The following is a 26,207-nucleotide window of genomic DNA, read 5'->3' on the forward strand; positions in this document are numbered from 1 at the left end:
AGTCGGTCCCGTCGGCCGGGGTGAAGGCGATCGGCGCACCGCCGCGACCGGCGGAGCGGAGTGGTGGATCAGGCCGGTCGGCCGGGTGCGGGCGGCCGCACGTTGAAGGCGTCGACCCGCTCCTGGCCGGTGATCGCGGCGATGGCGTCCATGACCTCGTCGGCGATGATGCGGCGGGCCTTGCCCTTGGGCACGTCGTCGAAGCGGCCGGCGAACGACATCGGCTCGCCGAAGGTCACCGACACCTTCGTCGGGCGGACGAACCGGGAGTCCCCCGGCTGGATCTTGTCGGTGCCCGCGAGACCGACGGGCACCACCGGCGCCCCGGACTCCAGCACCAGGTGCCCGATGCCGGTGTAGCCGCGGTAGAGCCGCAGGTCACGCGAGCGCGTGCCCTCGGGGTAGATGCCGAACGCGCCACCGCGGGAGAGGTGTTCGAGGGCCAGCTCGAGGGACTTCTGCGCGGCGCGGGTCTCGTCGCGGTCGACGGGGATGGCACCGGCGATGGCCGTGAAGAAGAACCGGTTGATCGACCCCGAGACGCCGTGGCCGGTGAAGTACTCCGACTTGGCGAGGAAGGCGATCTGCCGCGGGGAGGCGGCCGGGATGACGATGCTGTCGTAGAAGGACAGGTGGTTGCTCGCGAAGATGCAGGGACCCGTGCGCGGAATGTTCTCGAGCCCGCGGATGTCCGGACGCAGGAAAGCATGGAAGAGCGGGTTGAACGCCATTCGCGCGAGTCGGTAATACACGGGTCTCCCCTCGTCGGAGCGCTGAGCTGGGGAGCACTCTACGTGCCGATCCGAGGCGCGGCGCCCGTCGTCTCGATCGCTCAGCTCTCCTCGTCGGAGATGACCACGCCACCGAGGACGTCGGCGATGACGGGCTGTCCGACGAGACCGGCGTCGGCGATGTCCTCGTCGTCGACGCTGGCGCCGTCGTCGTGGCTGCGGTCGGCCCGGGCGCGGTCGGGTGTGGCGTCGGCGCCGCCTCGGCCGTCGGTGGGTGGGCCCGCCGGGATCCGACCCCGGGCTGCGCGGATGGCCGCGCGGGCCTCCTGCGCGCCGGGGTGAGCGGGACGGGTCGCGGCATCGTCACCCGGCCCGGCCACCTCGGTCTGCTCGGCCGGACGCTGCGGTCGGCCGGCTGGTCCGGTCCCGTCACCGGCGTCTCGGGCATCTGGCTGCGCACCCGAAGGGGCCCCGCGTCCGTGTGCGGGGTCGGCTCCGCGAGCCGGCGCGGAAGGTCGTGACGCCTGGGCGCGTCCGCCGAACTGGCCGGGGTCGGGAGGCAGGGACTCCTCCTCCGGCGGAACGTCGTCGTCTCCCGGCGGCGGGACGTCGTCACCCGGAGGGACGTCGCGCGCGCCCCGGGCCGGTGCTCTGCCGGGCTGCTGCCCGCGCGGGTCACGGTGCGCCCCCTGCTCGCCCGAGGTACGTCGCTGATTCGGCCCGGGGGCGGACTCGCCTCTGGATCGGCACCCAGCTCCGGTCGGCCCCTCGCCACCCGGGTGTGCGAGGTCTGCTCTCGGGCCACCGGCGTGTTCGTCGCCGCCGGGAGCGCCGCCGCGGGGGTCGTGCTGCGGGCGACCACGTGGCGGCCCGGAGGCGGGCGGACCCTGGGGCGCCTCACTCTGCGCGCCCTGAACGGGGTCACGACGTGCCCCGCCCTGTCCGCCACCGGAGCGTGAAGGCGCGGATGGCGCCGCCCCGGGAGGCCCGGACGGTCCTGCGCCGCCCCCACCTCCGCCGCGTGAGGGCGGAGCGTCGCTCGCGGGAATCCCTTCGACGCGGGTGTCGATGCCGAGGGCCTCGCTCAGCGCCTGCCGGACGACCTCGCCGTGCGGTCCGTTGCGGAACGTCGTCGCCAGTCCCTTGGTCGAGAGCCCGAGGAGGAGCCGGGTGCCGTCGTAGTCGAGCACCTGGGCGTGTTCGGACAGGAACGTCCAGGTGACGCGGCGGATGTTGAAGATCCGGTCGAGCACGTCGGGCCAGTTGCGGCGGATCATCTCGGTGTCCACGCCGCCCCGCGGACCCGACCCGCCCCCGGCCGGGGCGGCCCCTCGGCGCTCCGCGGGTGCCTCGGCACCCAGGCCCTGCGGGCGTCCGCCGTGCGCAGCGCCCTCGTCCTGGCGAGCCGGACGCTGGTCGGCGTGGGCCGAGGGAGCCGTGGCCTCCGGCCGCTGTTCGGGCCTACCGCCACCACGCTGCTCCGCGTGCTGGGTAGGTCGTCCACCGCGCGGACTCTCAGGTCCGTCGGGGCGCGCTGCCGGCCGCTGTTCTGGTCCACCCGCCGAGCGATCCGCCCGCGGCTGCGCCTGCTGCTCGGATGCCCCGGCGTCGGGTCGGCCGCGCTCAGCCCGCTCGTCGGGCGCCGACTGCGGGGCCGCCTGGGTGCGGTCGGGGATGGGTGTCGCAATGCCGCCGCCGACGTCGAGGCGTCGCTCGAGGCGGTCGAGGCGCGCCGCGTAGCCGTGCTCACCCGATCCGGTGGGCAGGAGCAGACGCGCGACCAGGAGTTCGAGCTGGAGGCGGGGGAGGTGGCCCCGGTCATCTCGGTGAGCCCGGCGTTGACGATGTCGGCGGCGTAGGAGAGCTGACCGGCGCCGAACACCCCCGCCTGCTGCCGCATGCGGGTGATCTGGTCCTCGGGTAGGCCGCGCAGCACCGCGGAGATGCTCGTGTCGGCGTCGGGTGAGTGGCTGACCGCGGCGAGGACGATGAGGTCACGGAACCGTTCGAGGAGGTCCTCGACGAACCGGCGCGGGTCCTGGCCGGTCTCGATGACGCGGTCGATCTGCCGGAACATCCCGGCCCCGTCGCCGGCGGCGAGGGCGTCGACGCAGGCGTCGAGCAGCTCGTTCTCGGTGAATCCCAGCAGGGCGGCGGCGCCGGCGTAGGTGAGTCCCGCCTCGTCGGAGCCGGCCATGAGCTGGTCGAGCACCGACAACGAGTCACGCACCGACCCGCCGCCGGCGCGCACGACGAACGACAGGACTCCTGGCTCGACCTGCACGTTCTCGCGTTCGCACAGCTCTTCGAGGTAGCTCTGCAGGCGCGCGGGCGGCACGAGCCGGAAGGGGTAGTGGTGGGTGCGCGAGCGGATCGTGCCGATGACCTTCTCGGGCTCGGTGGTGGCGAAGACGAACTTCACGTGCTCGGGTGGCTCTTCGACGATCTTGAGCAGGGCGTTGAAGCCCTGCGGGGTGACCATATGCGCCTCGTCGATGATGTACACCTTGTAGCGCGACTGCGCCGGCCCGTACGCGGCCTTCTCCCGCAGGTCACGGGCGTCGTCGACACCACCGTGCGAGGCCGCGTCGATCTCGATGACGTCGACGCTGCCGCTGCCGCCCGTGGCCAGTCCCACGCAGGAGTCGCACTCCCCGCACGGGGTGTCCGTGGGCCCCTGCTCGCAGTTGAGACACCGCGCGAGGATGCGCGCGCTGGTGGTCTTGCCGCAGCCGCGCGGGCCGCTGAACAGGTACGCATGGCCGACGCGCCCGCTGCGCAGGGCCTGCATCAGCGGCTCGGTGACGTGTTCCTGCCCGATGACCTCGGCGAAGTCCTGCGGGCGGTAGCGGCGGTACAGGGCTGTGGTCACGCACCGAGGCTATCGGCCCCCACCGACAACCACTCGCAGGCGGATCAGAGGATGAGTGGCAGTGCGTTGAGAGCACCGTGCGCGAGGAGGATCGGCCACATCAATCGGTAGCGCGCCCAGAGGAACCCGAGGAACACCCCGATGACTCCCTGGTTGAGCAGCGCACCCGCGAGGCCGACGAGCACGTCGGGCCCGGGCCGGTGCAGCACCCCGCCGGCCGAGCCCAGCGCCACGTGCCAGGAGGCGAAGAGTACCGAGGTCACGACGATCGCCGGCCACGGCCCGGCGACGTCCTCGAGGCGGGTCTGGAGCCAGCGTCGGTAGAAGACCTCCTCGATCACGGCGTTGACGACGAATCCGACCACCAGGATCAGCACGAGGTCGGTCACGGGCACGGAGTCCGTCGACGGCGACGTCCTCGACGACCAGGGCATGAGGAACGTCAGCACTCCCCACGCGGCCACCGCCGCGAGCGCGCCGAGATGGTGCCGCGCCGTGGCGCCATGACGCGTCCGCGGGACCGGCCGGAGGCGCATGAGCAGGAGTGGAAGCGCCACGAGCAGCACGAGTTTGCCGCCGGTGAACGTCGGTTCGGCGACGCCGAAGGTCAGCAGCAGCGCGGTGAAGGCGAGAGCAAGGGTCGTGAGTCCGACGGCCTGGGGGCGCGCCGCCTCCGGACTCACCGGGGCGGTGCGGCGGCGTGGGGCGGCCAGGGTCGCGACGAGGATTCCGGCGAGCGCCGCGAGCCAGACTGACCACAGCGGGACGGTGGCTCCGGAATCCCCGGCCTCGACGTCCATCGCTCCGGCGTTCGCCCTGATCACGACAGAGATGGCTGCGAGCAGCACTCCCCCGACGACCACGGCTCGAGCCGCGACATGCGTCCGTGTCATGAGCCGACCGTACTGACCGCGCTTGGCCGCTGTGGCCACGTCGTCGACGACCCGGGCATGAAGGGACCCCCCGCGTACCTGGAAGAGCTCACCTACCCTTGCTGCATTCCTGCCCTGGGGGAGTTCGGAGAGGTACCACCACACGGGGGCCGACTTCACTGTAGTCCAGTGCCTCGCGGGAGCGGAAATCACGCCCGGGGCTCTGCCCATCGCCTACCGGATGCGGGTGAGGGTGCCCTTGGCGTCGAGGGTGACGACGGCGGTCTTCGATCCCACGCGGAAGGTGTACGTGGTGGTCGATCCCGAGATCACGGGCTTCACCGACACCGGTGTCGTGCCGGGGGCGGCGACGATCGCGGTCACCATGGCGGCCTTGGTGCCCTTCTGCGTGACGGTCGCGACGGGGGCCTTGTACTTGTGGAAGTAGTCGGTCCACTGCCAGCCCTGGATGGGCTTGGTCGAGCCCTTGACCGCGCCGAACTTCGTGGCGGTGACGCCGGCGGCGGGCAGTTGCAGCAGCGTGGTCGTCACGCCCTTGCCTGCGGCGGTCGCGCGGGTGCCCGAGGCCTTGAACGACACGTCGTAGGGCAGGTGCCACAGCTGGGTGAACGTCGTCGGCTTGTAGGAGGTGGCCTTGTCGAACGCCACGACGATCTCGGGGTCGGACATCACGACGATGCTGCGGACCCGACTCGTCTTGAGGTAGGGGTGTCGCTGAACTGGTAGAAGTCCGCCTTGGGCGTGAGCTTCGAGCGCACGAGCTTGGTGGCCGAGCCGTTGCGCATGCCGGTCATCACGAGTTGGTTGTGGGCCTCGGGGCCGATGTAGTGCGCCCGCCAGGCGTCCTGGTTGTAGGAGCCGGTGCCGGTGTCGACGAGGATCGGGCGTCCGATGGTGTGCCAGGTGATGGCGGTGTGGTCGCTGTGGCCGTGCCCGGTGCGCACCGGGCCGAACCGCAGCGCGTAGGAGGACTCGTGCGACTGCGGTCGCCACTGGTTGCCCCAGCCGGAGCGCCCGAGGACGTAGCCGGCGTTGTAGATCTTGACGCGCTCCTTGGGGGCCACGCCCTGCTTGCCGTCGGTGACGACCCACCGCTGCGCCTCGGTCATGGTCGAGGCGCTGGGCCGTTCGAGCTGGGTGTCGCCGAGCTGGTGGTAGGTGCCGTCGGGCTTGAGGGCGTACTCGAGGAACGTCTGCAGCGCGGCGCGGCGGGCCTTGATGGTGCGGGAGGCGGGGGTGTTGATGCCGCAGCGCGTCATGGCGGTCTCGACCTCGCCCCAGAGGTCGTGGTTCCAGCGGGCGTAGCCGACGGCCTGCTCGTTGTTGGCGCCCTGGCTGTCGATGACTCGCGTGATGTCCTTGGCCAGCTTGTTGGCGGCGTAGTCACGCAGGTCGCGGCGTCCGACGGTGCAGCCGATGCCGAGGATGGCGAGGGTCTGGTCGGTGCCGACGTTGTGGTCGGCCCATGTGTTCTTCTTCAGCCACTCGGCGTGCTGCACGAGCGTGGTGTTGAGCCAGCTCGGAACGGGTTTGCCGATCTGGGTCAGGCCCATGCGTAGGCAGATGAGGAAGTCGGCGCGGTCGTGGGTGGCGTTGCCTGCGCCGGGGCCGGTGGGCCAGGGGTAGCGGTTGTCCTTGACCCAGTCCTGGGCGATGGCGACGGCGCCGTCGATGGCCTTGGGGTCGCGCAGCCTCGTCGGCCCCTCGGTGGACCGGTACACGTAGGCGCCGGTCCACTTGAGGCCGTGGAAGAGCGTCTTCCAACTGTCCTGCTTGTGCGGGTCGAGCTTCCAGTTGATGTCGTGCCGCCCGTTGCCGACCTTGGTGCGCTTGTAGGGCCCCCAGGTGTAGAGGTCGCGGTCCAGGTCGGAGATGGGGTTGGCACGGTCCTGCATGCCGAACCCCGCGCACGGGAACGGGTCGGAGTCGGTACCCACGGCGGCGGCCGGCTGGAGGCCTGCGGCGAGTGGTGCGGCGAGGATGGCGCCGGCGGTGACGACGGCCAGCGCGGCGTGACGAGTGCGCACGAGTGGGTCCCTTCCCTGGGGTGCTGCCTGCCGCGGCGTCCTGCTGCGGCGTCACTTCCTATCGGCGGCAGGACGGGTGTCCTGACCGCCGCGGGTGTCGGGAATGGGCGATTCACAGCACAGGGGCCGATCGACGCCGGAGGAGCACACGACGAACGCCCCCGGCGCGGTGCCGGGGGCGTTCGAACAGGGGCGTGTCGGTCAGGACCGATCCGTGCGAGGACTCAGCGGAGGAAGTCCATGAGGCTCGGCTGGATCAGCTTGGCCGAGGCCGAGAGCGCCGCCTGGTAGGCGTTGCTCTGGATGGAGAGATCCATCGCGGCCTTGAGGAAGTCGGTGTCCTCGACCTTGGACAGGGCGACCTTGGAGGCGTCGTCCTGGCGTCCGTTGAGGGACTCCAGGCTCTGCAACCGGTTCACGCGGGTACCGACGGTGGCCTGCACGTTGAGGATGTTCTCGCGCAGGGTGTCGACGTTGTCGAGACCTTCACGCATCCCGGCGTCGTCGCCGTCCTCGATCGCCTGCGCCAGCTTGTCGAGCTCTCCGGTGCCCTTGACCAGGGCGGTTCCGAACGCCGCTCCGCCGGGGACGCCGACGTTCATCTGCCCGGCATCGCCCGGTGAGTCGGTGATCTGCCGCAACACGGGCAGCGCGTTGCCCTGGAAGTTGCCGTCGGCGTCGAAGGCGTTGTCCAGCGGCGTCGTTCCACCGAAGAGAGGCTGGTCGGCGTAGCGGCTGTTGGCCTGCTGGTGCAGGCCTGCGCGCAGCTCCCGGATCTCGTCGGCGATGGCCTTGCGCTCGTTCGGGCCGAGGGTGCCGTTCAGAGCCGCGAGGGTCTGGGTCCGGATGCGCTGGGTCATGTTCGACGTCTGGGTCAGCGCGTCGTCCGAGGCCGTGAGACGAGCCAGGCCGTCGGTGATGTTGGCACCGAACTGCGCCAACTGGCTCTGCTCCGATCGGAACCGCAGCGCCGAGACGGTGCCGACCGGGTCATCGGAGGGGCGGCTGAGCCGCTTGCCGGTGGTCAGCTGTTCGAGCGTCTGCTGCAGGCGTGTCTGGCTCTCGTTGAGACCGGCGAGTTGGGTCCGGTTCATCGAGTTCTGCGTGATGCGTAATGACATGTCGGATCACCCCTTTCAGCGGGTCATGTTGATGAGTGTCTGCAGCGTCTGGTCGATGACGCCGATGTACTTGGCCGCGGCCGAGAAGGAGTGCTGGAACCGGATCATGTTCGTCATCTCCTCGTTCAGAGAGACACCGGACACGTTGTCGCGGGCGTCCTCGGCCTTGCGGACGACGTTCTCCTGCACCTTGACGTTGCGGTTGACCGACTGCGCTTCCACGCCGAGGCGCACGACCATCGAGTTGTAGGTGGCGTCGGGGCCGTCCTTGTCACTGATGTGACGGGACATGGCGAGGAAGTTGTCGCCGTCGAGTGAGGCGACGGCCGGCGGCTCAGCCTTCGGATTTCCCTTGGAGACGGCCAGGCTGTTCGGCACGGCGTCGGCCTTGACGCGGATGTTGGCGGCGGTGATGGTCGTGCCGCCACCTTGTGCAACGAAGAGATCGGCACCCTTGACTCCGTCGACGGTGAAGCCCGCGGCCTGCTGGGTGTTGACCGTCTCGGCGAGCTTGGCCGCGACCTGGTCGAACTCCTTCATGTAGCCGGGGATGGTCTCGTTGAGAGCCTTGAGTTGACCGGCGACACGTCCGGTGCTGATTCCCGCGTCCCCGGCGCCACCGGTAGCCCACTCCACGGTGAGGGCCTTGGGATCGGTTCCGTCGGTGGGGTAACCGGCGGTGTTGGGGTCGACGACCTTGAGCGAGTTGGCGTTGATGCCGCTGACAAGGGCGACGTCGCCGATCATCACGTCGACGGCCTGGCTGTTGAACGGCGCGCCCTGGTCGGCCGCGGCCGGCCGCACGGTGGCGCCGGTGAGTTCGGAGATCCTCGCGATGAGCGCGTCGCGCTGGTCGAGCAGTTCGTTGCTCGGCACCTTGGCGATGTTGTTGTTGCGGATCGCCTTGTTGAGGGCGGCGACGTCCTCGGCCATCGTGTTGATGTCGGTGACGTTGGCCCCGAGTTCGGAGCCGGTGTCCTGCCACTGCGTCTTCATCGAGTTGCTCATGTGGTTGAGCTGGCTCGCGGTGTTGACGGCGTTCTCGAGGGCGGCGGAACGGGGAGCCTGGTTGGCAACGCTGGGGCTGTTGCCGGCGGCACCGAAGGAGTTCCACAGCTCGGAGAGCTTCTTCTGCAGGCCGGTGTCGCTGGGCTCGGTGATGGTGCGCTCGATGGCGGCCATCGTCTTGGCCTGTTCCTGCAGGCTGCCGAGGTCGGCATTGGTGTTGCGGGCGCGTGCCTCGAGGAACTCGTCGTTCATCCGGGTGACGCCGGTGACCTTGACCCCTTCACCGGATCCGTCGTAGCGGGACCAGAAGGCGGGGACGCCGGGGCCACCGATCGATTCGAGGTCGACGCGCTGGCGGGTGTACCCGGGTGTCGCGGAGTTCGCGACGTTCTGACCGACGACGTCGAGGCCCCGCTGTGCGGCGTGGATCGCCGAGGTCCCGATGAAGAGTCCTCCGAACGCTGACATGTTTCTCTCTCATCCGTGAGTGGAGGGCAGTGTTGCCCGGGTGGCCCGATTCGGCGTTACGCGCCTGGACGGCCGACTTCCTATCGGAGAGGGGTGCCGCGACTTGAACGGTTGATCGCGCGGACTCGGTGAAAACTTGGACACCTCTGCGGGTGACCTACCGGTAACCGGATGAGCCGGCTGCGCGCGAGTGCGGCGTGCGTCAGACGGAGGAGTCGAGGAACATGGCGATGGCCTTGTTCCCGCTGCCCTTCTGCCCCTGCTGGGCGAGGTGAGCCATGTCGGATTCGGTGGCGGCGAGCTGGTACTGCACGAAGGTCGTGAGCAGGGTGATGCGCTGCACGAGGTGGGTGACGCGGTCGCCCAGTTGCGCCGGCAGCGGTCCGAGTTCGGCGGGCGGCTCCCACACGGGGACGCTGGCTACTTCACCGAGGCGCACCTGCTCCTCGTGCGCGTCGAGCTCGTCCTCCATTTGGGTGAGGGCGGCTTCCCAGGCGGCAACGGTCGTCACCGCGGTCACCGTTCGCCGTTGACGCCCTGCGCGGCGACCTGGTGCCAGGCCTCAGCGAGGGGCTCGAGCACCTCACGCACGTCGACAACGCGCTGGAGGTTCTTCTCCATGTTCGCGTTCATGAGCATGTCGATCGCCCATTCGTAGATGCGCTTGAGGTTCTCGCCCTCCTTCCACACCGACGTGTCGAGCGTGGAGTGGAATTCCCAGAGGATGTCCTGGGCGTGGCTCAGGGCGTTGTGGGTGGATTGAATGTCACGTGCACCCAGTCCCGCCTCCGCGTCGTGCAGGTCCTTGAGGAGCCGGTCGTACAGCATCGTCACCAGCTTGGCGGGCGACGCCGTGGTGACGGCCTCACGGGCGTAGCGGTTACGGAGGTGGGACTGGGTGGTCATACGTGAGTCCTTCTCATTCGATCGACCGGTCAGCTACCGGTCGGAAGGGTGGCGAGCTGGCCTGACAGCCACTGCCCCTGCGAATTCATCTTCGAGAGGAGTGACTCCATGGCGTTGAACTGTGCACTTAGAGTCGCCTGACGCATGGTCATGCGATCTTCGAAGCGCGTGATCTGGTCGGTGTAGTTCTTGACCATCGACTGCTCACCGTTGATCCGCAGCGTGAGCGTGCCGTTCGTCGCATCGGTGGCCGTCTTGCTCACGTCGTTGAGCTTGGCGGCGACCGAGTCGACGACCTTCTGCACTGCCGCGGAGTCCTTGGCGTACGCCTCGGAGAACTTCGCCTTGTCGAAGGTGATTGTGCCTGCCTTATCGACCGAGATTCCGGCGAGCGAAGGCAGAGCCGTGGTGGACCCTTGGAATGCGTCCCGGATCTTGTACGTCAGATCGCGGGTCGTGGAATCGCCGAGGAACGGTCCGGAGGCCGACGGGTTGTCCTTGTTGTAGCCACTGTTGATCTTGATGTTGCTCAGGGCGCCGTTGGCGGCCTTGACCATCTCTTCGATCTTGGTGGCCATGCCGTCCACGTCGTTCTTGAGGTCGATCGTCACCTGGGCGGCGGGGTCGGCCTTGACGGGGCTGATCGTCACACCCGGCAGGAGGTCCTTGACGTCGCGGGTGGACGACTTGACGTCATAACCGGACGTGGGGTCACCGACGTGCAGGACGGTGTCCTGCCCCTTGGCGACCTCATTGAAGGCGCCGAGGACGTCGGCGACGACCGGTGGCGTCGTGCCATTGGTGACGTTGACGTTGGACTGAGCCCCCGTGCTGGCGGCCGTGATCTGCAGCTTGTACGTGCCGGTCGCAACCTGGACCATGGTCGCCTTGACGTCAGTCCCGGCCTGCTGGTTGATGGCAGCCGCAACATCGGCGAGCTTGGCGTCGGGACCCACCTTGATGCTGGTGGTCTTTCCGCCGACCTCGACGTTGAAGTCGAACGCTGCGCCACCGTTGACGACGTCGGTGGACGCGAATCCCTTGTCCCCCATCACGGCGCCGGCCTGAGCGATGCTCTTCACCGAGAACGTGAGGGTTCCCGCCTGGGCCTTGTCGCCGACGGTCGCGGTCGCGATGTCCTTGTTGCTGCTCGTGGCCGACACCGCACTCCATGCCGGAGTCTGAGTGATCGACGTGGGCACGAACTTCTGTGCCACCTCACCGAGCGACTTCATCTGGCTGTTGAGGCTGGTGAGGGCGCTGATGAGCGCCTGCGAGTTCGTGCGGCCCTTGGTGAGATGCTGGCCGGCCAGTCGTTCGACCGACATGAGCTGCTTGACCATCGACGCAGTGTCGATGCCCGATCCCAATCCGCTGATCTGCATGATTCCTCCTTCCGTGGATGGAACGAACAACGACTCAGGGGGCGCGGGCGCATGGCCCACGCCCCCTGAGGGTTGTTCAGTTATGTGGTGCTAGATCAGCCCAGGAGACGCAGGACGCCCTGGCTGGACTGGTTGGCCTGAGCCAGCATCGCGGTACCGGCCTGCTGCAGGATCTGCGAACGGGTGAAGTTCGTCATCTCCTTGGCCATGTCGGTGTCGCGGATGCGGCTCTCGGACGCGGCCAGGTTCTCCGCCGACACACCGAGGTTCTTGATGGTGTGGTCGAGACGGTTCTGCAGAGCACCGAGGTCGGCACGCTGGGTCGAGACCGACTTGACCGCTGCGTCGATGGAGGAGAGGGCTGCCTGCGCCCCGGATGCCGTCGACAGGTCGACGGCGCTGATGCCGAGGCCGGCAGAGTCCATCTTGGTGATGCTGACGGCCATCGTCTGGCCGGCGTTCGCGCCGATCTGCAGCGACTTGCCCGAGAAGGTCCCGTCGAGCAGGTTCATGCCGTTGAACTGCGTGCGCTCCGTCGTGGAGTCGACCTCCTTGACCAGCGCGGCGACCTCCTTCTGGATCATCTCGCGGTCATCGTCGGTGTTCGTGTCCGACGAGGACTGCACGGCAAGGGTGCGCATACGCTGAAGGATGGCGTGCGTCTCGTTGAGCGCACCCTCAGCGGTCTGGATGAGGCTGACGCCGTCCTGCGCGTTGGCCTGGGCCTGGTTGAGGCCGCTGACCTGGCTGCGCAGCTTCTCGGAGATCGCGAGGCCGGCAGCGTCGTCCGCTGCGCGGTTGATGCGAAGACCCGAGGAGAGGCGCTCGAGGCTCGTCTGCATGGAGCCCTGCGTGCCGTTGAGGTTGCGGTACGCGTTGAGCGCGGCGACGTTGGTGTTGATCTGCAGACCCATGATGATGCTCCTTCGTGGATGGGGGTCCGGGCCGCCTTCCGTGGCGACCCGAGGACGCTCGCGTCCTGCGAGAGTCCAGTCGGGACTGAAGCGCCCCGGCGGGTGCCGGGTTCTTCGCCCCCGACACCTGATCCATCGGCTCAGCCTCGGCGTGACTCAAGCATTTGTCGGGGAGATTTTTGTGCGCGCTAGAGAGCCTAGGTGGTCACTGGCTCCGGTAAAGAGGCGATCCGCTTCTGGCGCAGGCTTTCTGCCACCGCAGGTCCGACCCCCTCGCTGGCCTGAAACTCCTCGATGATGGCCGGCAGGTACCCACGATCCGCCTCGACCAGCACCTCAACGAGAGCCTCCAACGGCAACCCACCCCACATTTTCAGAAGAAGGTCCCCGTGCTTGCGTTTGATCTGGCCATAGCTGGCCATCAGTCGGATCAGACAGGCTGCTGCCTCGTCGTACACTCCGACATGCAGACAGGCGTCCATCCGGGCCTTGATGAGCACCATGGGTGACTGAACGACGCGCATCGAAGTCTCGAGTGAGTCGATGTTCCGCAACAGCGCCAAGGCAGCTTCGACATCCCCTACAGCCGCGAGCCTGCGGGCGTCCAGATAGTCACAATACGAGGTCGGGCCACCTTCGCCTCTGAGTTGCGCGGTGACCTGCGCAGCCTCGCTAAACTCGCCGACGTCGATGAGGCAGTCGGCCAGGTTCTCAAGTCCCCACCACCTGTAACGCATCCCAGACTTCATGCCGCGCACTCGACGGAGGTCCAGGAGGGCGCGGTCCGGATCTACGGGCCGCACCGAACGTGCACGATCGACGAGACCCCTGATGAGGGTGTCGGTGTCACTTCCCGATTCCGCCTCGGCCACCACCTCTTCCGCGATCGCGGCGTTCCGTCGGAGCTTCTCCGCATACAACTCCTCGTCGGAGTACCCATGGTGGTGAACCGCGATCGTCGATCGCCCGACGTCGTAGGAATTGAGCGTCATCCCCTCACACCGAGCAACGACCTGCTCGTGAATGGCTCCGCTGTAGTGCGCGCGGCCCGGTCGCAGCAGACGGACGGAGATGAGAGTCTGCAGCTCACGCCCGTGCCGCACGTCGACGACCGGAACGTCCATCGTGTCGTAACCGAGCCCTCCGGACTTCAGTGCTTCCCGCAAGGCGCGCTTCAGCGTAGGCACATCAGCCTCGACACGCTCATCCGCGTCGATGATGAGCACCCACTTGGCGTTGGCCATGGAGATGGCGGAATTACGCGCGCGCGCGAAGTCCGCGTCCCAGAAGCCACGTTCCACCCGCGCCCCTGCTGCTTCGGCGATCTCGATGGTGCGGTCACTCGAACCGGTGTCATAGACACATACCTCGGACATGAGCGGCCCGAGCGCTTCAAGCGACGCGAGGCAACCAGGCAGATTCTCTTCTTCGTTCTTCACGATGAGGGCGGCAGCGAGCAACGGGGTTTCCATATCGGCCCCATCGGCAGGCGTGGAGGACAATCAACCGCCCGTGGTGAAGCGCGGACTAGCCCGGATCGTTCACGAGACTCGGGTGTGATCGGCGCGTAGAAGCACGGAAGTGCCTGTCCAGCAGGGGAAACTTGGGTTTGCGACGACTCAAGATCTCCGAACCGGAAGGCACTCCGTAGGTGAAGCGTACTTCGTGGTCTACCGGCTTGTCCGTGACCTCCGATGGTGTCGGCGTGGTGGCCCATGCGGGCAGCGTCGCCACCCGCCTTCTGGCCGACCGGGTCGGCCTCACGTCCGAGTTGTCCAAGGTGATGGTCCGCCGCAACTTCGTCCCCGGTCACGACCGCGGCAGGGTGCTGACCGACGTCGCGGTGATGCTCGCCGACGGCGGGGAGGCGATCGCCGACATCGACGTGCTGCGCCACCAGTCCAGCGTGCTGGGCCGTGTCGCGTCGGCGCCGACGGTGTGGCGGGCACTGGACGAGGTCACACCTGGCCGGTTGAAGAGGATCCAGAACGCGCGGGCGCGGGTCCGCCGCCAGGTCTGGTCCCAGCTGCCTAACGGCGTCCCGGCGAGCAAGGTCGCCGGGACCGATCTTGACGATCTGATCGTGCTCGATACCGACGCGACCATCGTGATCAGCCACAGCGAGAAGGAGAACGCGGCGGCCACGTTCAAGCGGACCTTCGGGTTCCACCCACTCGGGGTGTGGTGCGACAACACGAGTGAGTTCCTCGCCGCCAAGCTCCGCGCTGGCAATGCCGGCTCGAACACCGCCGCCGACCACATCGAGGTCCTCACCGACGCGATCGCGCAGATCCCCGGCACGCACCGCAAGAAGCTGCTCATCCGCTCCGACGGCGCGGGCGCATCGCACAAGCTGCTGGACTGGCTTACCGAGCAGAACCGGGTCCGTGGCCGCAGCGTGGAGTACAGCGTGGGTTTCGCGGTCACCGAGAAGATCCGCGACGCCATCGACCTGGTCCCGAAGAAGGTCTGGATCCCGGCACTGGACGCCGACGGTGGGATCCGCGAAGGAGGTGACGTCGCCGAGCTCACCGGGCTCTTGGACCTGAGCAGCTGGCCGACCGGAATGCGCGTCATCGTGCGCCGCGAACGACCCCATCCCGGCGCCCAACTGTCGCTGTTCGAGGAACGTGACGGCTGGCGCTACCAAGCCTTCGTCACCAACACCACGACCGGACAACTGGCTTTCCTCGAGGCCCGGCATCGGGCGCACGCTCGGGTCGAGGACCGGATCCGGCACGCCAAGGACTCGGGGCTGGGGCGGTTCCCCTCGCGGGAGTTCGAGATCAACCGGGTGTGGCTGATGCTGGTGCAGATCGCTGCCGACCTGACCGCATGGACCCGGCTCCTCGCACTGACCGGAGACGCGAAGTCGCTGGCGGCGTGTGAGCCGAAAGCGCTGCGCTACCGCTTCCTTCACGTCCCAGCCCGGCTGACTCACAGCGCCCGCCGACGACGCTTGCGGATACCCGAGTCGTGGCCATGGGCGGCCGCGATCGTCGCAGTCTTCGCCAACATCGCCGCGATCCCACAACCCGCCTGACCCCCCGTCCGCCCACGACATCACGACCCGGAGAACCGCAGCCCGGCAGCGCCAGCCGGCCCAACGTCGTACCCGCGCACCGTCATCGACTCACCCCACGCAGCGATGCCGTCGTCGGCACCGTCATGAAAGACCGGGGCTAGGGGCTGAACCTGCTCAGGCGCTCGGACAGCGCGTCCCGATCACCCACGTTGAACGGGAAACTGCCTCCGACTCCAGCCGATACGTGGTAGGTGACGACATCCTGCAGCCGCAAGATGGTGCTGACGACCTGCGTGACCAGAGAGTCCGCGTCCCCGTCCGGCACGACGGCGGTGTCGTACGGAGTAGAAGCGGCCTCGTCGAATGACTCGATCTCAAGGCCGGAGAGATCCCCGTCAGAACCGATGCCCGCAAGCAAGACGTGCACACAGGCTGCGTCCTCAGGTGAGGGCTGATGGGTAACTGCGAAGACGAGGCGGACCGGGGCAGTCCGCGGGACGATGGCCCGGAACGCCCGCAGCATGGCCAGCGGGACGGCGGCCGACGACCAATCGGTAGCGACCAAGAAGCGGGGTCCGAACACCTCCGCGGTCGGAGCTGCAGGGTCAACCGGTGACTCGATACTGTCCAGCAGCGTTCCGAGGTCGAACTCGACTCCGTGCGTAGACATCCAGCCTCCAGTTGTCGATCTCGTGCCGACTCGGACAGGTATCGCCCAAATCGGCCAGGCCCACGCGCATCTGAGCCACCGGCTGCATGAGGCGCCGTGCGCCTGATGACAAGGCAAGCGCGTCTCCGACGGGCTGAAAGGCGTATCGCCCTGTCGTGACTCAGGTTCGGCCGTGCGCACCCGATGGAACATCTGTGACTGCGCGCGACCGGGTTCTCATCCGGCACCCCACTGATCAGCCGGAGTACCTGGCCCATCTCTTGCCTCCCGTGCTGGGGATGCTGGGTGCGACGGACGCAGTCGCGGTCGTGTCCGCCCAGTTTCGCGAACCTACCGCCATGGAAAAAGAGAGGTTGACGACTCTGTGCTCCAAGGTAGCGCAGAGCGACTCATCACCCCTGCCTACGGTGACACTCCTGGGCCGCGCTGAGGCCGACCAATACGGACCCACGATCACTCTCACCGCGCACGCAGCCCCCCATCAGATCGTCGCCGAGATCGTTCGATTGGCGTCGCACCGGTCCACGCTCGGGCTCGAGACGCACTCACCGGTCGAGACGCTACGAGTTGCGCGGGATGCTGCCATCAGCCATCGAGACCTTGCGTCGGCTCGCGTGGAGCGACCCATCGTGGCGGTCATCGTTCAGGTTCAGTCGACCTGGGGGCTGTCGAGTCCGTCGTGCAGGCTCTCAGCTCGGACCCATCGGTCCGGGTCGAGCTCGTGGCGGTGGACAGCGAGCAGGACAAGCGGTCCCTGTCGACCGCCGACTTCGTGCGTGGCCAGGGGTTCGAACCTCGTGATGTCACCTGGCTGGACAGCATGGCGGGGGACCCTGAGTCAGGGCTGTCTCTGGCCTTGTTCTACGACCCGTGGGACGGGCTTCGCCCTGCGGCTGCTTCTCCACTCGCCCTGGCCAACCGTGGAGTGCGAATCGCGTATGTTCCGTACGGGAACAATGTCGGAGACGGACCCAAGATTCGCAAGATGGCCTACGACCTGCCCACCCATAGACTGGCGTGGAGGGCATTCGCCCGATCCGAGCGGCAACGGGACATGTACGGGCGGTACTGCGCAACCGGCAACCGCCACGTCCAGGCGCTCGGACTTCCAAAGTTCGATCGTGTCGTCGCGCTACGCCGGCGCACTCCGCCCCGCCGCGGACCTTTGACGGTCCTGTGGAACCCCCATTTCACATTGGGGTCAGGAGGCTGGTCGACATTCGATCGCTTCCTAGGTCCACTGGTCGAGTGGGCCGCCGATAACCCCGGCGTCCGTCTCATCATAAGACCACACTTCCGCCTGTTCCACGACCTCCCCCACCTTGGACAGGATGGCGCAACTCTTCTCAATATCATGACGAAGGCGCCGCGAGCTTTCCCCAACATCACGCTCGACGAATCCGCAGACTACCTCGACTCTTTCGCTGAAGCAGACGCTCTGATCTCCGACACGAGTTCACTTATCTCCGAGTTCACCCTCACTGAAAAACCCATCCTCTACCTCCACCGCGAGGATGGACCAGGGATCAACGAGGATGCTCAATATTTCTTTGAGACTGCCGTCGCTTCAGACTGGGCAGGAGTTGAAGGCTTCTTAGCACGACTGAGCCGAGAGATCGGCGACGTGCGGGCGGGGGAAGACCCTGGCCATAAGCGTCGAGAACTTCTTGTCAATCGACATTTCCCACTGGAAGACGGAGGGGCTGGAGCGCGGATCGCCGCTCATATCGCCGGAGCCTTAGCAACCGAACGCAAGGCGGCCACTCCGACCGGCGCCGGGCAACAAACGATCGGGCAAACATGAGTCAGCCATCACACCACGACGCGAGTCGGATCACCGGCGTTGCAACCGATATCGACTCAGCCTCCGTAGCTGCCTTCTTTGCCGATCGCGCCACCCGCGCCGGCGGCCCGAACCCTCTTTCGGCGGTCATCTATCAGGACAGGCACCCCGAACTGGCGCGCGCGCGCGACACTCACGAACGCTCCTTCGCCGTGCCCCGCCTGAAGCTCGACGGTGCCCGCATCGCCCTGGATGTCGGGTGCGGAATAGGACGGTGGGCGCCAGACATCATTGATCACGGAGTCGACTACGTGGGAACTGACTTCAGCGCGGAGTTGCTGGAACATGCCCGGTCGGCGCACGGGCAGGCGTCCGTCCGATTCGTGCACCTCGCCGCACAGGACCTTTCGCCCAGCACCCTTGGGCGCAGTGACTTTGACCGAGTCCTGCTGGCCGGTCTGCTGATCTACCTCAACGATGTGGACGTCCGGCGCGTACTGCACGGCATCGAGTCGGTCTGCGCCCCCTCCGCCCTCCTTTACATCCGTGAGCCCGCCGCCGTCACGACCCGCCTCACGCTCAAGGGCCACTGGTCGGAAGAGATGTCATCGCAGTACAACGCCATCTACCGCAGCATCACGGAACTGAATGCGCTACTAGCCGACACTCTGCTACAGGCGGGCTTCAACGTCGTCGAGCGCGGAGACCTTTACCCTGAGCACTTGAACAATCGGAGCGAGACCCGCCAGGTCTACTACATCCTGGAGCGCCCCGCGTGATGCGCACAGCATTCGCATTCGACCTGGACGGGACGATCACCCAGGAAGAGCTCCTGCCCGTCATGGCGACTCAGTTGAACCTCGAACACGAGATGCGCACCTTGACTGAGCTGACCCTCTCAGGCACAATCCCTTTCGACGATAGTTTCCGCCTGCGTTGCGCGATCTTGCGCGCCGTCCCGATCTCGACAGTCCAGCAGATCGTGTCTCAGGTAGCACTCGCGCCCCAGACGCTCGACTTCATTCAAAGGAACCGCGACTCATGCTTCGTGGTCACGGGCAATCTCGACGTCTGGATAGCACCGATCATCAACCGTCTCGGATGTCGGTCGTTCACTTCTACCGGACTGCATGAGGGTGACAACCTCATAGGCGTCGCCCACGTCCTTGACAAATCAGAGGCCATTCCTCACATTCGGCGTCACTTCGATCGCGTCGTGGCCATTGGAGACAGCGTCAATGACATCCCCATGTTCTTCGAATCTGATATCTCGGTGGCCTGCGGCAACGTCCACGAACCCGCGATCGGACTTCAGCAGATCTCCGATTATGTCACCTACGATGAGAGGTCGCTGTGCCGACTGTTGAACACGCTGTCATAGCCGCTGCGGGTTTCGGTTCCCGACTAGGTCGGGGCACCCCAAATGTTTGGTCGAATTTCGCGGACAAACACTCATGCAACGACAGCTCGCCCTGCTAGATACCGTTCCAGATGTCCGCATAGTCGTGGGATTTGAAGAGCAGGCGGTCATCGACGAGGCGAGACGGCATCGACCCGACATCCTCGTGGTCCGCAACCCCGCCTACGCCAGCACGACGACGCTCGACAGCTACGCACTGGGCGCGAGGCACCTAGGCCAGTCGTGCTTGTTCATGGACGCCGACATCCTGTTCGAGCCTGGCTCGCTCGGCAACTTCGTCACGTCCTGCGACGACGCGCCGGTCATCGGCTACACCGACGCCAAGACCGTCGACGCCGTATTCGTCGCGGTCGAGTCTGAACTGGTGACGAGCTTCTCGCGGGAGCAACGCACCCCCTTCGAGTGGGCGAACATAGCTTTCCTGCCGCCCGGATATTGCGAGGGAGGAGCCCGTTCGGTGTACGAACATTTGAGCCCGCGACTCCCCCTGCGAGGTCGGTACATCGATAGCTACGAGATAGACCGTCCAGAAGACCTGGAGATGGCCGAGAAGGGCTACATAGGTCTTCTGGCGGTCGCCGCAGCTCAGCAGGGTGCGGCAGCATCTAGTGCGGCGCAGGCGGCCGCCCACCTCGAGCAGGGGCACCTTTGAGGGCAAAACCGCGAATGGTGTAGATGATCCGGATGAAGCCGATGCAGCACGGGCACCAGAAGCATCAACTCCCAGATCGCCTCCCTGACCCTGTAAGGTACTCGTATGACACGCCTGCTCAACCTTCGTGCTACCGACGAAGATCTGGCGCTACTCTCGTCCATACGCCGCCCCGACGAGACCATCTCCGACGTCCTCCGTCGCGGGCTGCACGCCGCGCAGATTCTGGAACGCCGCGAGCTCATGCGCGAGGAGTCACGCGCGGTGGCAGCAGATCCCGCAGACCGGGCAGAGTCCAAGACCGTGCAGGCCGAACTGGCAGCCCTTCGTGCGTGGTGATATCCACGAACTCCCCCGTCCCCGCGATCCCGTGGGACACGAGCAGGCCGCCCCTCGATTCGCCGTGGTCATCCAATCCGACGATCTCGAGTTGTCCACGGTCATCGTGGCGCCGACCTCCACGAAGGCCCTGGACACGTCCTTTCGACCCGCCATCACCGTCCTCGGTCGGCGCACCGCTGTCCTCCTCGAACAGATGACAGCCGTCGACCCCGCCCGCCTCGGGCGTCAGGTCGGACGCGTCGATCCCGAGGACATGCGCGCCCTCGACGACGCCATCCGACGCGTCCTCGCTGTCGACCTGCCGTGGTGACCGAGGTACATCGACGCTGCTGCTGATCAATGGGCTCTCAAGCCCCCAGGGACCGGTAGAGCAGTGACACATTGGCTCCCATGCACCTGACACCTCGTGAGGAGGAGCGGCTGCTGATCGCGGCCGGCGCGGATCTGGCTCGGCGCCGCATCGCGCGAGGCGCCCAGCTCGGCGCCACCGATGCGATCGCGCTGGTCAGCGACGCCGTGCTCGAAGCGGCGTGGGACGGGGCGACACTCGACGCAGCCATCGAAGTCGGCAAGGCCGCAGTCCCTCCACACGCGCTCCTCCCCGGCACCGCCTCACTCGTCCCCCAAGTTCAGGTCGAAGCGCTCTTCCCCCACGGCTCCGTGCTCGTCGTCGTACCAGCACCCTTCGGCCCGCCCGAGCCCGACGGCCCGGGCGCAGTCCGCCCCGGCACCGACCGGCGTGCCCTCGCCCCAGGGCGTCGCCGAAGCCCCTGCACCATCCACAACGCCGGCAGAGACTCGATCTGGATCTCCTCCCACGCCCCGCTCGACGCTCTCAACGACGCCATCACCATCGGCGGACTCCCTGACGGACGCTGGCGACTCGACGTCCCCGCCGGAATCTCCCGCCGCATCGACGCAGGCGAGCAGATCGAGGTCACTGCCGTCGAGATGACCGGAGAAGCCCCATGACCAGCATCGACGCCCGCGACTACATCTCCCTCTACGGCCCGACCACCGGCGACCGCATCCGCCTCGGCGACACCGACCTGTGGGTCGAGGTCGAGGCCGACGACACCGAAGCCGGCGAAGAACTCGTCGGCGGCTGCGGAAAGACCGCCCGCCACGGCGCACTCGTCACCCCACGCGCCGGCCGCGACAGCGCCCTGGACATGGTGATCCTCGGGGTCGTCCTCATCGACCCGATCCTCGGCGTGCGCAAGACGAACATCGGCATCAAGGACGGCCGCATCGTCGGCGTCGGCCGCGCCGGCAACCCCGAAGTGCAGACCGGCGTCGACCTCGTCGTCGACTCCCACACCGCGATGATCCCCGCCGAAGGACTCATCGCCACACCGGGATTGGTCGACAGCCACGTCCACCTCTCCAACGCCGACCTCGCCCAGGCAGCCCTGTCCTCCGGCATCACGACGATCGTCGGCATGGGCATCGGCGGGGTGTGGGACGTCGGCGCCAACCCCGAGACCAACCTGCACTCCCTCATCGCGGGCTGGTCGGGCATCCCCATCAACGCCGCGTTCCTCGCCCGCGGCTCGAGCACGTCGACCGAACTCCTCGAACGCGCCGCCCTCGCCGGCGCCGGCGGGTACAAGATCCACGAGGACTGGGGCGCCTCCCCCGCCGTCATCGACAAGTGCCTGACCGTCGCCGAGGTGACCGACCTGCCCGTCGCCCTGCACACCGACACCCTCAACGAGACCGGATACCTCGAGGACACCATCGCCGCCACCCGCGGCCGCACCGTGCACGCCTACCACGTCGAAGGCGGCGGCGGACACCCCGACCTCCTGCGCATCGTCGAGCATCCCCATGTCCTCACGAGCTCGACGACCCCCACCCTGCCGCTCACCCCCGACACCGTCGCCGAACTCGGCCCGATGACGATGACCGTCCACCGCGGTCACGCATCGGTGGCGAGCGACGTCGCCATCGCCGCCTCCCGCATTCGCGAACACGCGATCGCCGCCGAGAACGCCCTGCACGACATGGGCGGCATCGCGATCATCAACTCCGACGCCCTCGGCATGGGCCGCATCGCCGAGATGGGCCGCCGCGCATGGCAACTCGCGCACGTCCAGGCCGGCCTCGCCGGTGAGACCGGCCCTGACCACCCCGCCAACGAGCGGGTCAAGCGCTACCTCGCCAAGATCACCATCAACCCGGCCATCGCCCACGGCCTCGCCGCCCAGGTCGGCTCGATCGCGCCCGGCCGGATCGCCGACATCCTCCTGTGGCACCCCGCCTGGTTCGGCACGTCCCCGGAGACCGTCGTGAAGTCCGGCTTCGTCGCGTGGGGCGCTGCCGGGTCGGGGTCGGGCTCGACCCGCCTCACCCAACCCCGCCGCATGCGCCCCTTCTACGGCGGCCTCGGCGACGCGCCCGCCCGACTCGCGCACGTCTTCGTCTCCACGGCAGCGACCGAGAACCCGGCGTCACTGTCGGCCCTGCCCTCCGGCCGCACCTACACCGCCGTGACACGGTCGCGTGGTCTGACCTCCGCCGACATGCTCCACAACACTGCCAACCCCCGCATCGACGCCGTCGGCGAACCGCACCCGGCGATCGTGAACGGCCGCGAGATCCCCGTCCACCATGCACGCCGGCTGCCCCTCACCCGCCTGCACCACCTCGCGTAAGGATCCGGATGACCCACGACAACGGCCCCCGACGCGGCCTCCCACCCCTCGACCTGGTCCTCTCCGGGGCGAACATCGTCACCCTCGACCCGCACACCCCCGCGGCCTCCTCGATCGCCATCCATCAGGGCCGCATCCTCGCTGTGGGCGACGCCGAGGAACTCGCCGACCTGCCCGCCCGCCACCGCATCGATCTCGGCGGTGCCACCGTCGTCCCCGGCTTCGGCGACGCCCATAACCACATGGCCTGGTACGGGCTCGCCCTCGAAGAGATCGACCTCATGGGCATGGCCGACCTCGAGACGCTCTACGAGGCCGTCGCCGAACGCGCCGCCACCCTCCCTCCCGACACCCTCGTCATCGGCAGCGGCTACGACGACACGACCCTCGGCGGGACGCCGGACCGCGCACGCCTCGACTCCGCAGCCCACGGCCGGCCCGTGTGGCTGAAACACCGCAGCGGGCACATCTGCATGGTCAACACGCCCCTGCTCGACCGCATCGGCGTCCTCGCCGGCTCGGCGACCGTCCCCGAGGGCGGAGTCGTCGTCACCGACGAGAACGGACCCACCGGAGTCTTGCAGGAACAGGCCCAGAACCTCGTCGTCGCGCTCGTCACGCCCTACCCCCTGCACACCCTCGAAGACGCCATCGCCCGGGCCAGCCAGGTGTACGCCACCGAAGGACTCACCCACGTCACCGAGTGCGGCATCGGCGCCGGCTGGGTGGGCCGGTCACCCTCGAACTGGCCGCCCACCAGCGATGCCTCGACGCCGGGCGCCTGAAAGTACGCACCCGACTCATGCCCACGGTCGCCGGACTCCACTCCGTGCGAGGCACCGACGACGACGGCATCGACCTCGGTCTCGACCTGGGCCTCACGACCGGTCTGGGCGACGACCACCTCCGCATCGGGGCGATGAAGATCTGGCTCGACGGGTCGCTCATCGCCCGAACCGCCGCGATGACGCAGGACTACGCCTGCCGCTGCAACCCCGACCACCCGGCCGGCTACCTCCAGGACGACGCCGACACGATGCGCCGCCAGATCCTCGCCGCGATCGCCGGAGGCTGGGACATCGCCGCGCACGCCATCGGCGACGCCGCCGTCGACTTCGCCCTCGACGTGTTCGAGGAGGCCGCCTCGTCCGGGACACAGACGGGTCGCCGCCCGCGTCACCGCATCGAGCACGCCGGGATCACCTCCGACTCCCAGATCACACGGATGGCGCGTCTTGATGTCACCCCCGTGCCACAGATGCGATTCCTCCGGGAGTTCGGCGACGACATGGCCACCTCGATGGGTCCCGAGCGCGCAAAGCTGCTGTACCGGCACAAGTCGTTCCTCGACGCCGGTCTGCGCGTGCCGGGCAGCAGCGACCGGCCCGTCGCCGAGGGCGCCCCGCTCCTCGCGATGGCGACCATGCAGGACCGGCTCTCCGAGTCGGGAGTCGTCCTCGGACCCGACGAACGCGTCGACGCCGTCACCGCCCTGCGCGCCTACACCGTGGACGCCGCGTGGATCGCCCGCGACGAAGACCGCCGCGGCGCCCTCACCCCCGGTAGGCTCGCCGATCTCGTCGTCCTCGACACCGACATCAGCCGAGCGGCGCCCGAAGACGTAGCCGCCACCACGGTGCTCGCGACCGTCCTCGATGGTCTGGCCACCCACGACACCGGGATCGGACTCCCGGTCGCCCCTCCGCCCGCCTGATTCGCATCGGAGCCCCCATGACCTCCCCCTCCACCCCGCACCGCACGGCCGACACCGCGGCCGAAGCGCGCAAGGTCGCGTTCGGCGCCTTCGTCGGGACCGCTCTCGAGTGGTACGACTTCTTCCTCTACGGAACGGCTGCCTCCCTCGTCTTCAACCGCGTCTTCTTCGTCACCGACAACCCTGTCGCGTCGACGATGGCGGCGTTCGCGTCCTTCGGTGTCGGGTTCGCGGCCCGCCCGGTGGGTGCCGTCATCTTCGGACGCATGGGCGACAAGGTGGGTCGCAAGAAGACCCTCATCATCACCGTCATCATGATCGGGGTGGCCACCGCGCTGATCGGTCTGCTGCCGAGCTACGTCACCATCGGTGTGGCCGCACCGATCCTGCTCACGCTCCTCCGGCTCGTGCAGGGGCTGGCGGTCGGCGGCGAATGGGGTGGCGCGGTCACCCTCGCCATCGAGCACGCCCCGCCCGAGCAGCGTGGCCGGTTCGGCGTCATGCCCCAGATCGGATCGCCCGTCGGCACGCTGCTGTCCTCCGGCGCGTTCCTGGCGGTGGGGCTCCTGCCGCAGGAGGACTTCATGTCCTGGGGCTGGCGGCTGCCGTTCCTCGCGGCGATCCCGCTGCTGGCCATCGCGCTGTACCTGCGGGTGAAGATCGAGGAGTCGCCCCTGTTCGAGGTGATGCTCAAGGAGGAAGAGCTGGCGAAGACGCCGGTCCGCGACGTCTTCTCCCTCACCCGCCGCGAGCTGCTCATCGGCGCCGGCTCGACCCTGCTCGGCGTCGGCGGCTTCTACCTCGTGACGACCTTCGCGATCGCCTACGGCACCGGAACCCTCGGACTGCCCCGCTCGCTCCTGCTGGGCGCGACCCTGGCGGCCGCAGCCGTCGAGATCGTCATCCTCATCGCGTTCGGTCGCGCCGTCGAACGGTTCGGAGCCGGGCGGGTGACGCTCCTCGGTGGCGTGCTCAGTGCCCTGGTGGCCATCCCAGCGTTCCTCATGCTCGACACGCGAAACCCTGCGATGGTCGTCCTGGCGATCGTCATCGCCGTCGCGCTGCTGTCGATCCCCTACGCCGCGTCGGGAGTGCTCCTCACGTCGCTGTTCCCGGCCAACCTGCGTTATTCGGGCGTCGCGCTGGCCTCCAACATCGGGGCCGTCGTCAGTGGCTTCGTCCCCTTCGCGGCCACCTGGGCCTACGCGGCGACGGGCAACTCCTCGATGGGACCGGCGACCCTGCTGATCCTGCTCTCCCTCGTCACCGCCGGCAGCGGATTCCTCGCCTCCCGGCGTCGCGACGCCACGGCCGAGGAGCTCAGCGGCACGACGCCGAGTGGCAGTCCGCGGCGTCACGCCTGATCAACTGCGGCGCCCGACTCACCGAAGCGTCGCGTCTGCGAGGCGTCGCTCACCCCTGCCGCAGCAGTGCTCGAACTCGATCTCGCAGCACCGGGAGATCCCGCGTGGCGGCGACCCACACGATGTCCAGGTTGGTCGCCCGGTCGTTGTGCGAGAGGCGATCACGCATTCCTCGAAGTGCCCGCATCTGTGTCGCCCCAAGAGCATCCCGCACCGACTCGGGCAGTTCTCCCACGGCATGTCCGAGGTCCTCAG

General features: G+C 67.8%; 26 protein-coding genes, 1 other RNA gene and 1 pseudogene. 12 read left to right on the forward strand and 16 right to left on the reverse strand.

The annotated features are described in order from the left end of the window. Nucleotides 1-68: 68 nt before the first annotated feature. The 14 genes from QQK49_RS15145 to QQK49_RS15210 form a co-directional block, all read right to left on the reverse strand. Nucleotides 69-731 (reverse strand): lysophospholipid acyltransferase family protein, encoded by a 663-nt coding sequence (locus QQK49_RS15145; protein WP_284304652.1) that lies wholly within the window; start codon nucleotides 729-731, stop codon nucleotides 69-71. 101 nt (nucleotides 732-832) lie between these two features. Beyond that, nucleotides 833-2,008 carry a hypothetical protein gene (locus QQK49_RS15150; RefSeq protein WP_284304653.1) on the reverse strand — a complete coding sequence of 392 codons (1,176 nt, stop codon included), beginning with the start codon at nucleotides 2,006-2,008 and terminating at the stop codon, nucleotides 833-835. Further along, nucleotides 2,005-3,603 carry a DNA polymerase III subunit gamma and tau gene (locus QQK49_RS15155; protein WP_284304654.1) on the reverse strand — a complete coding sequence of 533 codons (1,599 nt, stop codon included), beginning with the start codon at nucleotides 3,601-3,603 and terminating at the stop codon, nucleotides 2,005-2,007. The genes QQK49_RS15150 and QQK49_RS15155 overlap by 4 nt, the downstream gene beginning before the upstream one ends. A gap of 44 nt (nucleotides 3,604-3,647) precedes the next feature. Next, complete coding sequence (locus QQK49_RS15160) at nucleotides 3,648-4,496, reverse strand: CPBP family intramembrane glutamic endopeptidase (RefSeq protein ID WP_284304655.1); 849 nt, start codon at nucleotides 4,494-4,496, stop codon at nucleotides 3,648-3,650. A 56-nt stretch (nucleotides 4,497-4,552) separates the two neighbouring features. Beyond that, an RNA gene (ffs, locus tag QQK49_RS15165) (signal recognition particle sRNA small type) lies at nucleotides 4,553-4,651 on the reverse strand. 58 nt (nucleotides 4,652-4,709) lie between these two features. Next, on the reverse strand, nucleotides 4,710-5,165 hold the full coding sequence (locus QQK49_RS15170) for a hypothetical protein (protein ID WP_284304656.1): 456 nt from the start codon (nucleotides 5,163-5,165) through the stop codon (nucleotides 4,710-4,712). Further along, entirely contained in the window at nucleotides 5,165-6,523 is a 1,359-nt protein-coding gene (locus QQK49_RS15175; RefSeq protein WP_284304657.1) for a heparinase II/III domain-containing protein, read from the reverse strand. The genes QQK49_RS15170 and QQK49_RS15175 overlap by 1 nt, the downstream gene beginning before the upstream one ends. A 224-nt stretch (nucleotides 6,524-6,747) precedes the next feature. Further along, entirely contained in the window at nucleotides 6,748-7,644 is an 897-nt protein-coding gene (gene flgL, locus QQK49_RS15180; RefSeq protein ID WP_284304658.1) for a flagellar hook-associated protein FlgL, read from the reverse strand. Nucleotides 7,645-7,659: 15 nt separating this feature from the next. Next, nucleotides 7,660-9,120, reverse strand: a complete 1,461-nt coding sequence (flgK, locus tag QQK49_RS15185) for a flagellar hook-associated protein FlgK (protein ID WP_284304659.1) — start codon at nucleotides 9,118-9,120, stop codon at nucleotides 7,660-7,662. Nucleotides 9,121-9,322: 202 nt separating this feature from the next. Further along, entirely contained in the window at nucleotides 9,323-9,631 is a 309-nt protein-coding gene (locus QQK49_RS15190) for a hypothetical protein (RefSeq protein WP_284304660.1), read from the reverse strand. Nucleotides 9,632-9,636: 5 nt separating this feature from the next. Beyond that, entirely contained in the window at nucleotides 9,637-10,026 is a 390-nt protein-coding gene (gene fliS / locus QQK49_RS15195) for a flagellar export chaperone FliS (protein WP_284304661.1), read from the reverse strand. Between the two features lie 29 nt (nucleotides 10,027-10,055). Then, a complete protein-coding gene (gene fliD / locus QQK49_RS15200) occupies nucleotides 10,056-11,411 on the reverse strand; it encodes a flagellar filament capping protein FliD (protein ID WP_284304662.1) in 1,356 nt (451 codons plus the stop codon). Nucleotides 11,412-11,506: 95 nt separating this feature from the next. After that, entirely contained in the window at nucleotides 11,507-12,325 is an 819-nt protein-coding gene (locus QQK49_RS15205; RefSeq protein WP_284304664.1) for a flagellin N-terminal helical domain-containing protein, read from the reverse strand. Between the two features lie 197 nt (nucleotides 12,326-12,522). After that, nucleotides 12,523-13,797, reverse strand: a complete 1,275-nt coding sequence (locus tag QQK49_RS15210; protein ID WP_284304665.1) for a glycosyltransferase family 2 protein — start codon at nucleotides 13,795-13,797, stop codon at nucleotides 12,523-12,525. A 179-nt stretch (nucleotides 13,798-13,976) separates the two neighbouring features. Between QQK49_RS15210 and QQK49_RS15215 the strand changes: the two genes are divergently transcribed. Then, on the forward strand, nucleotides 13,977-15,368 hold the full coding sequence (locus QQK49_RS15215) for an IS1380 family transposase (RefSeq protein ID WP_284304666.1): 1,392 nt from the start codon (nucleotides 13,977-13,979) through the stop codon (nucleotides 15,366-15,368). A 139-nt stretch (nucleotides 15,369-15,507) separates the two neighbouring features. On the opposite strand, the gene QQK49_RS15220 is transcribed toward QQK49_RS15215, so the two are convergent. Beyond that, complete coding sequence (locus QQK49_RS15220; RefSeq protein WP_284304667.1) at nucleotides 15,508-16,020, reverse strand: histidine kinase; 513 nt, start codon at nucleotides 16,018-16,020, stop codon at nucleotides 15,508-15,510. A gap of 679 nt (nucleotides 16,021-16,699) precedes the next feature. Between QQK49_RS15220 and QQK49_RS15225 the strand changes: the two genes are divergently transcribed. The 11 genes and pseudogenes from QQK49_RS15225 to QQK49_RS15275 all read left to right on the forward strand — a co-directional run bounded on the left by QQK49_RS15225 (nucleotide 16,700) and on the right by QQK49_RS15275 (nucleotide 25,952). After that, a complete protein-coding gene (locus QQK49_RS15225) occupies nucleotides 16,700-17,824 on the forward strand; it encodes a hypothetical protein (RefSeq protein ID WP_284304668.1) in 1,125 nt (374 codons plus the stop codon). Further along, on the forward strand, nucleotides 17,821-18,582 hold the full coding sequence (locus QQK49_RS15230; protein WP_284304669.1) for a class I SAM-dependent methyltransferase: 762 nt from the start codon (nucleotides 17,821-17,823) through the stop codon (nucleotides 18,580-18,582). The genes QQK49_RS15225 and QQK49_RS15230 overlap by 4 nt, the downstream gene beginning before the upstream one ends. After that, nucleotides 18,582-19,184: an HAD-IB family phosphatase gene (locus QQK49_RS15235; RefSeq protein ID WP_284305921.1), complete on the forward strand. Its 603-nt coding sequence runs from the start codon at nucleotides 18,582-18,584 to the stop codon at nucleotides 19,182-19,184. Before QQK49_RS15230 ends, QQK49_RS15235 begins: the two co-directional genes overlap by 1 nt. 34 nt (nucleotides 19,185-19,218) lie before the next feature. Beyond that, nucleotides 19,219-19,875, forward strand: a pseudogene (locus QQK49_RS15240) (NTP transferase domain-containing protein); the annotation flags it as partial. A gap of 105 nt (nucleotides 19,876-19,980) precedes the next feature. Continuing rightward, nucleotides 19,981-20,214 (forward strand): hypothetical protein, encoded by a 234-nt coding sequence (locus QQK49_RS15245; RefSeq protein WP_284304670.1) that lies wholly within the window; start codon nucleotides 19,981-19,983, stop codon nucleotides 20,212-20,214. A 31-nt stretch (nucleotides 20,215-20,245) separates the two neighbouring features. Further along, complete coding sequence (locus QQK49_RS15250) at nucleotides 20,246-20,527, forward strand: type II toxin-antitoxin system PemK/MazF family toxin (protein WP_284304671.1); 282 nt, start codon at nucleotides 20,246-20,248, stop codon at nucleotides 20,525-20,527. 80 nt (nucleotides 20,528-20,607) lie between these two features. Continuing rightward, nucleotides 20,608-21,189 (forward strand): urease subunit gamma, encoded by a 582-nt coding sequence (locus QQK49_RS15255; protein ID WP_284304672.1) that lies wholly within the window; start codon nucleotides 20,608-20,610, stop codon nucleotides 21,187-21,189. After that, nucleotides 21,186-22,874: an urease subunit alpha gene (locus tag QQK49_RS15260; protein WP_284304673.1), complete on the forward strand. Its 1,689-nt coding sequence runs from the start codon at nucleotides 21,186-21,188 to the stop codon at nucleotides 22,872-22,874. The genes QQK49_RS15255 and QQK49_RS15260 overlap by 4 nt, the downstream gene beginning before the upstream one ends. Nucleotides 22,875-22,882: 8 nt before the next feature. Next, nucleotides 22,883-23,659, forward strand: a complete 777-nt coding sequence (locus QQK49_RS15265; protein WP_284304674.1) for an amidohydrolase family protein — start codon at nucleotides 22,883-22,885, stop codon at nucleotides 23,657-23,659. 17 nt (nucleotides 23,660-23,676) lie between these two features. Further along, entirely contained in the window at nucleotides 23,677-24,588 is a 912-nt protein-coding gene (locus QQK49_RS15270; RefSeq protein ID WP_284304675.1) for an amidohydrolase, read from the forward strand. A gap of 17 nt (nucleotides 24,589-24,605) precedes the next feature. Continuing rightward, nucleotides 24,606-25,952 carry an MFS transporter gene (locus tag QQK49_RS15275; RefSeq protein WP_284304676.1) on the forward strand — a complete coding sequence of 449 codons (1,347 nt, stop codon included), beginning with the start codon at nucleotides 24,606-24,608 and terminating at the stop codon, nucleotides 25,950-25,952. A gap of 49 nt (nucleotides 25,953-26,001) precedes the next feature. Here the strand turns inward: QQK49_RS15275 and QQK49_RS15280 are convergent, their stop codons facing one another. Beyond that, nucleotides 26,002-26,187 carry a HepT-like ribonuclease domain-containing protein gene (locus QQK49_RS15280; protein WP_348536205.1) on the reverse strand — a complete coding sequence of 62 codons (186 nt, stop codon included), beginning with the start codon at nucleotides 26,185-26,187 and terminating at the stop codon, nucleotides 26,002-26,004. Nucleotides 26,188-26,207 lie beyond the last annotated feature (20 nt).

Source organism: Mobilicoccus caccae (genome assembly GCF_030161635.1).
GTDB lineage: Bacteria > Actinomycetota > Actinomycetes > Actinomycetales > Dermatophilaceae > Mobilicoccus > Mobilicoccus caccae.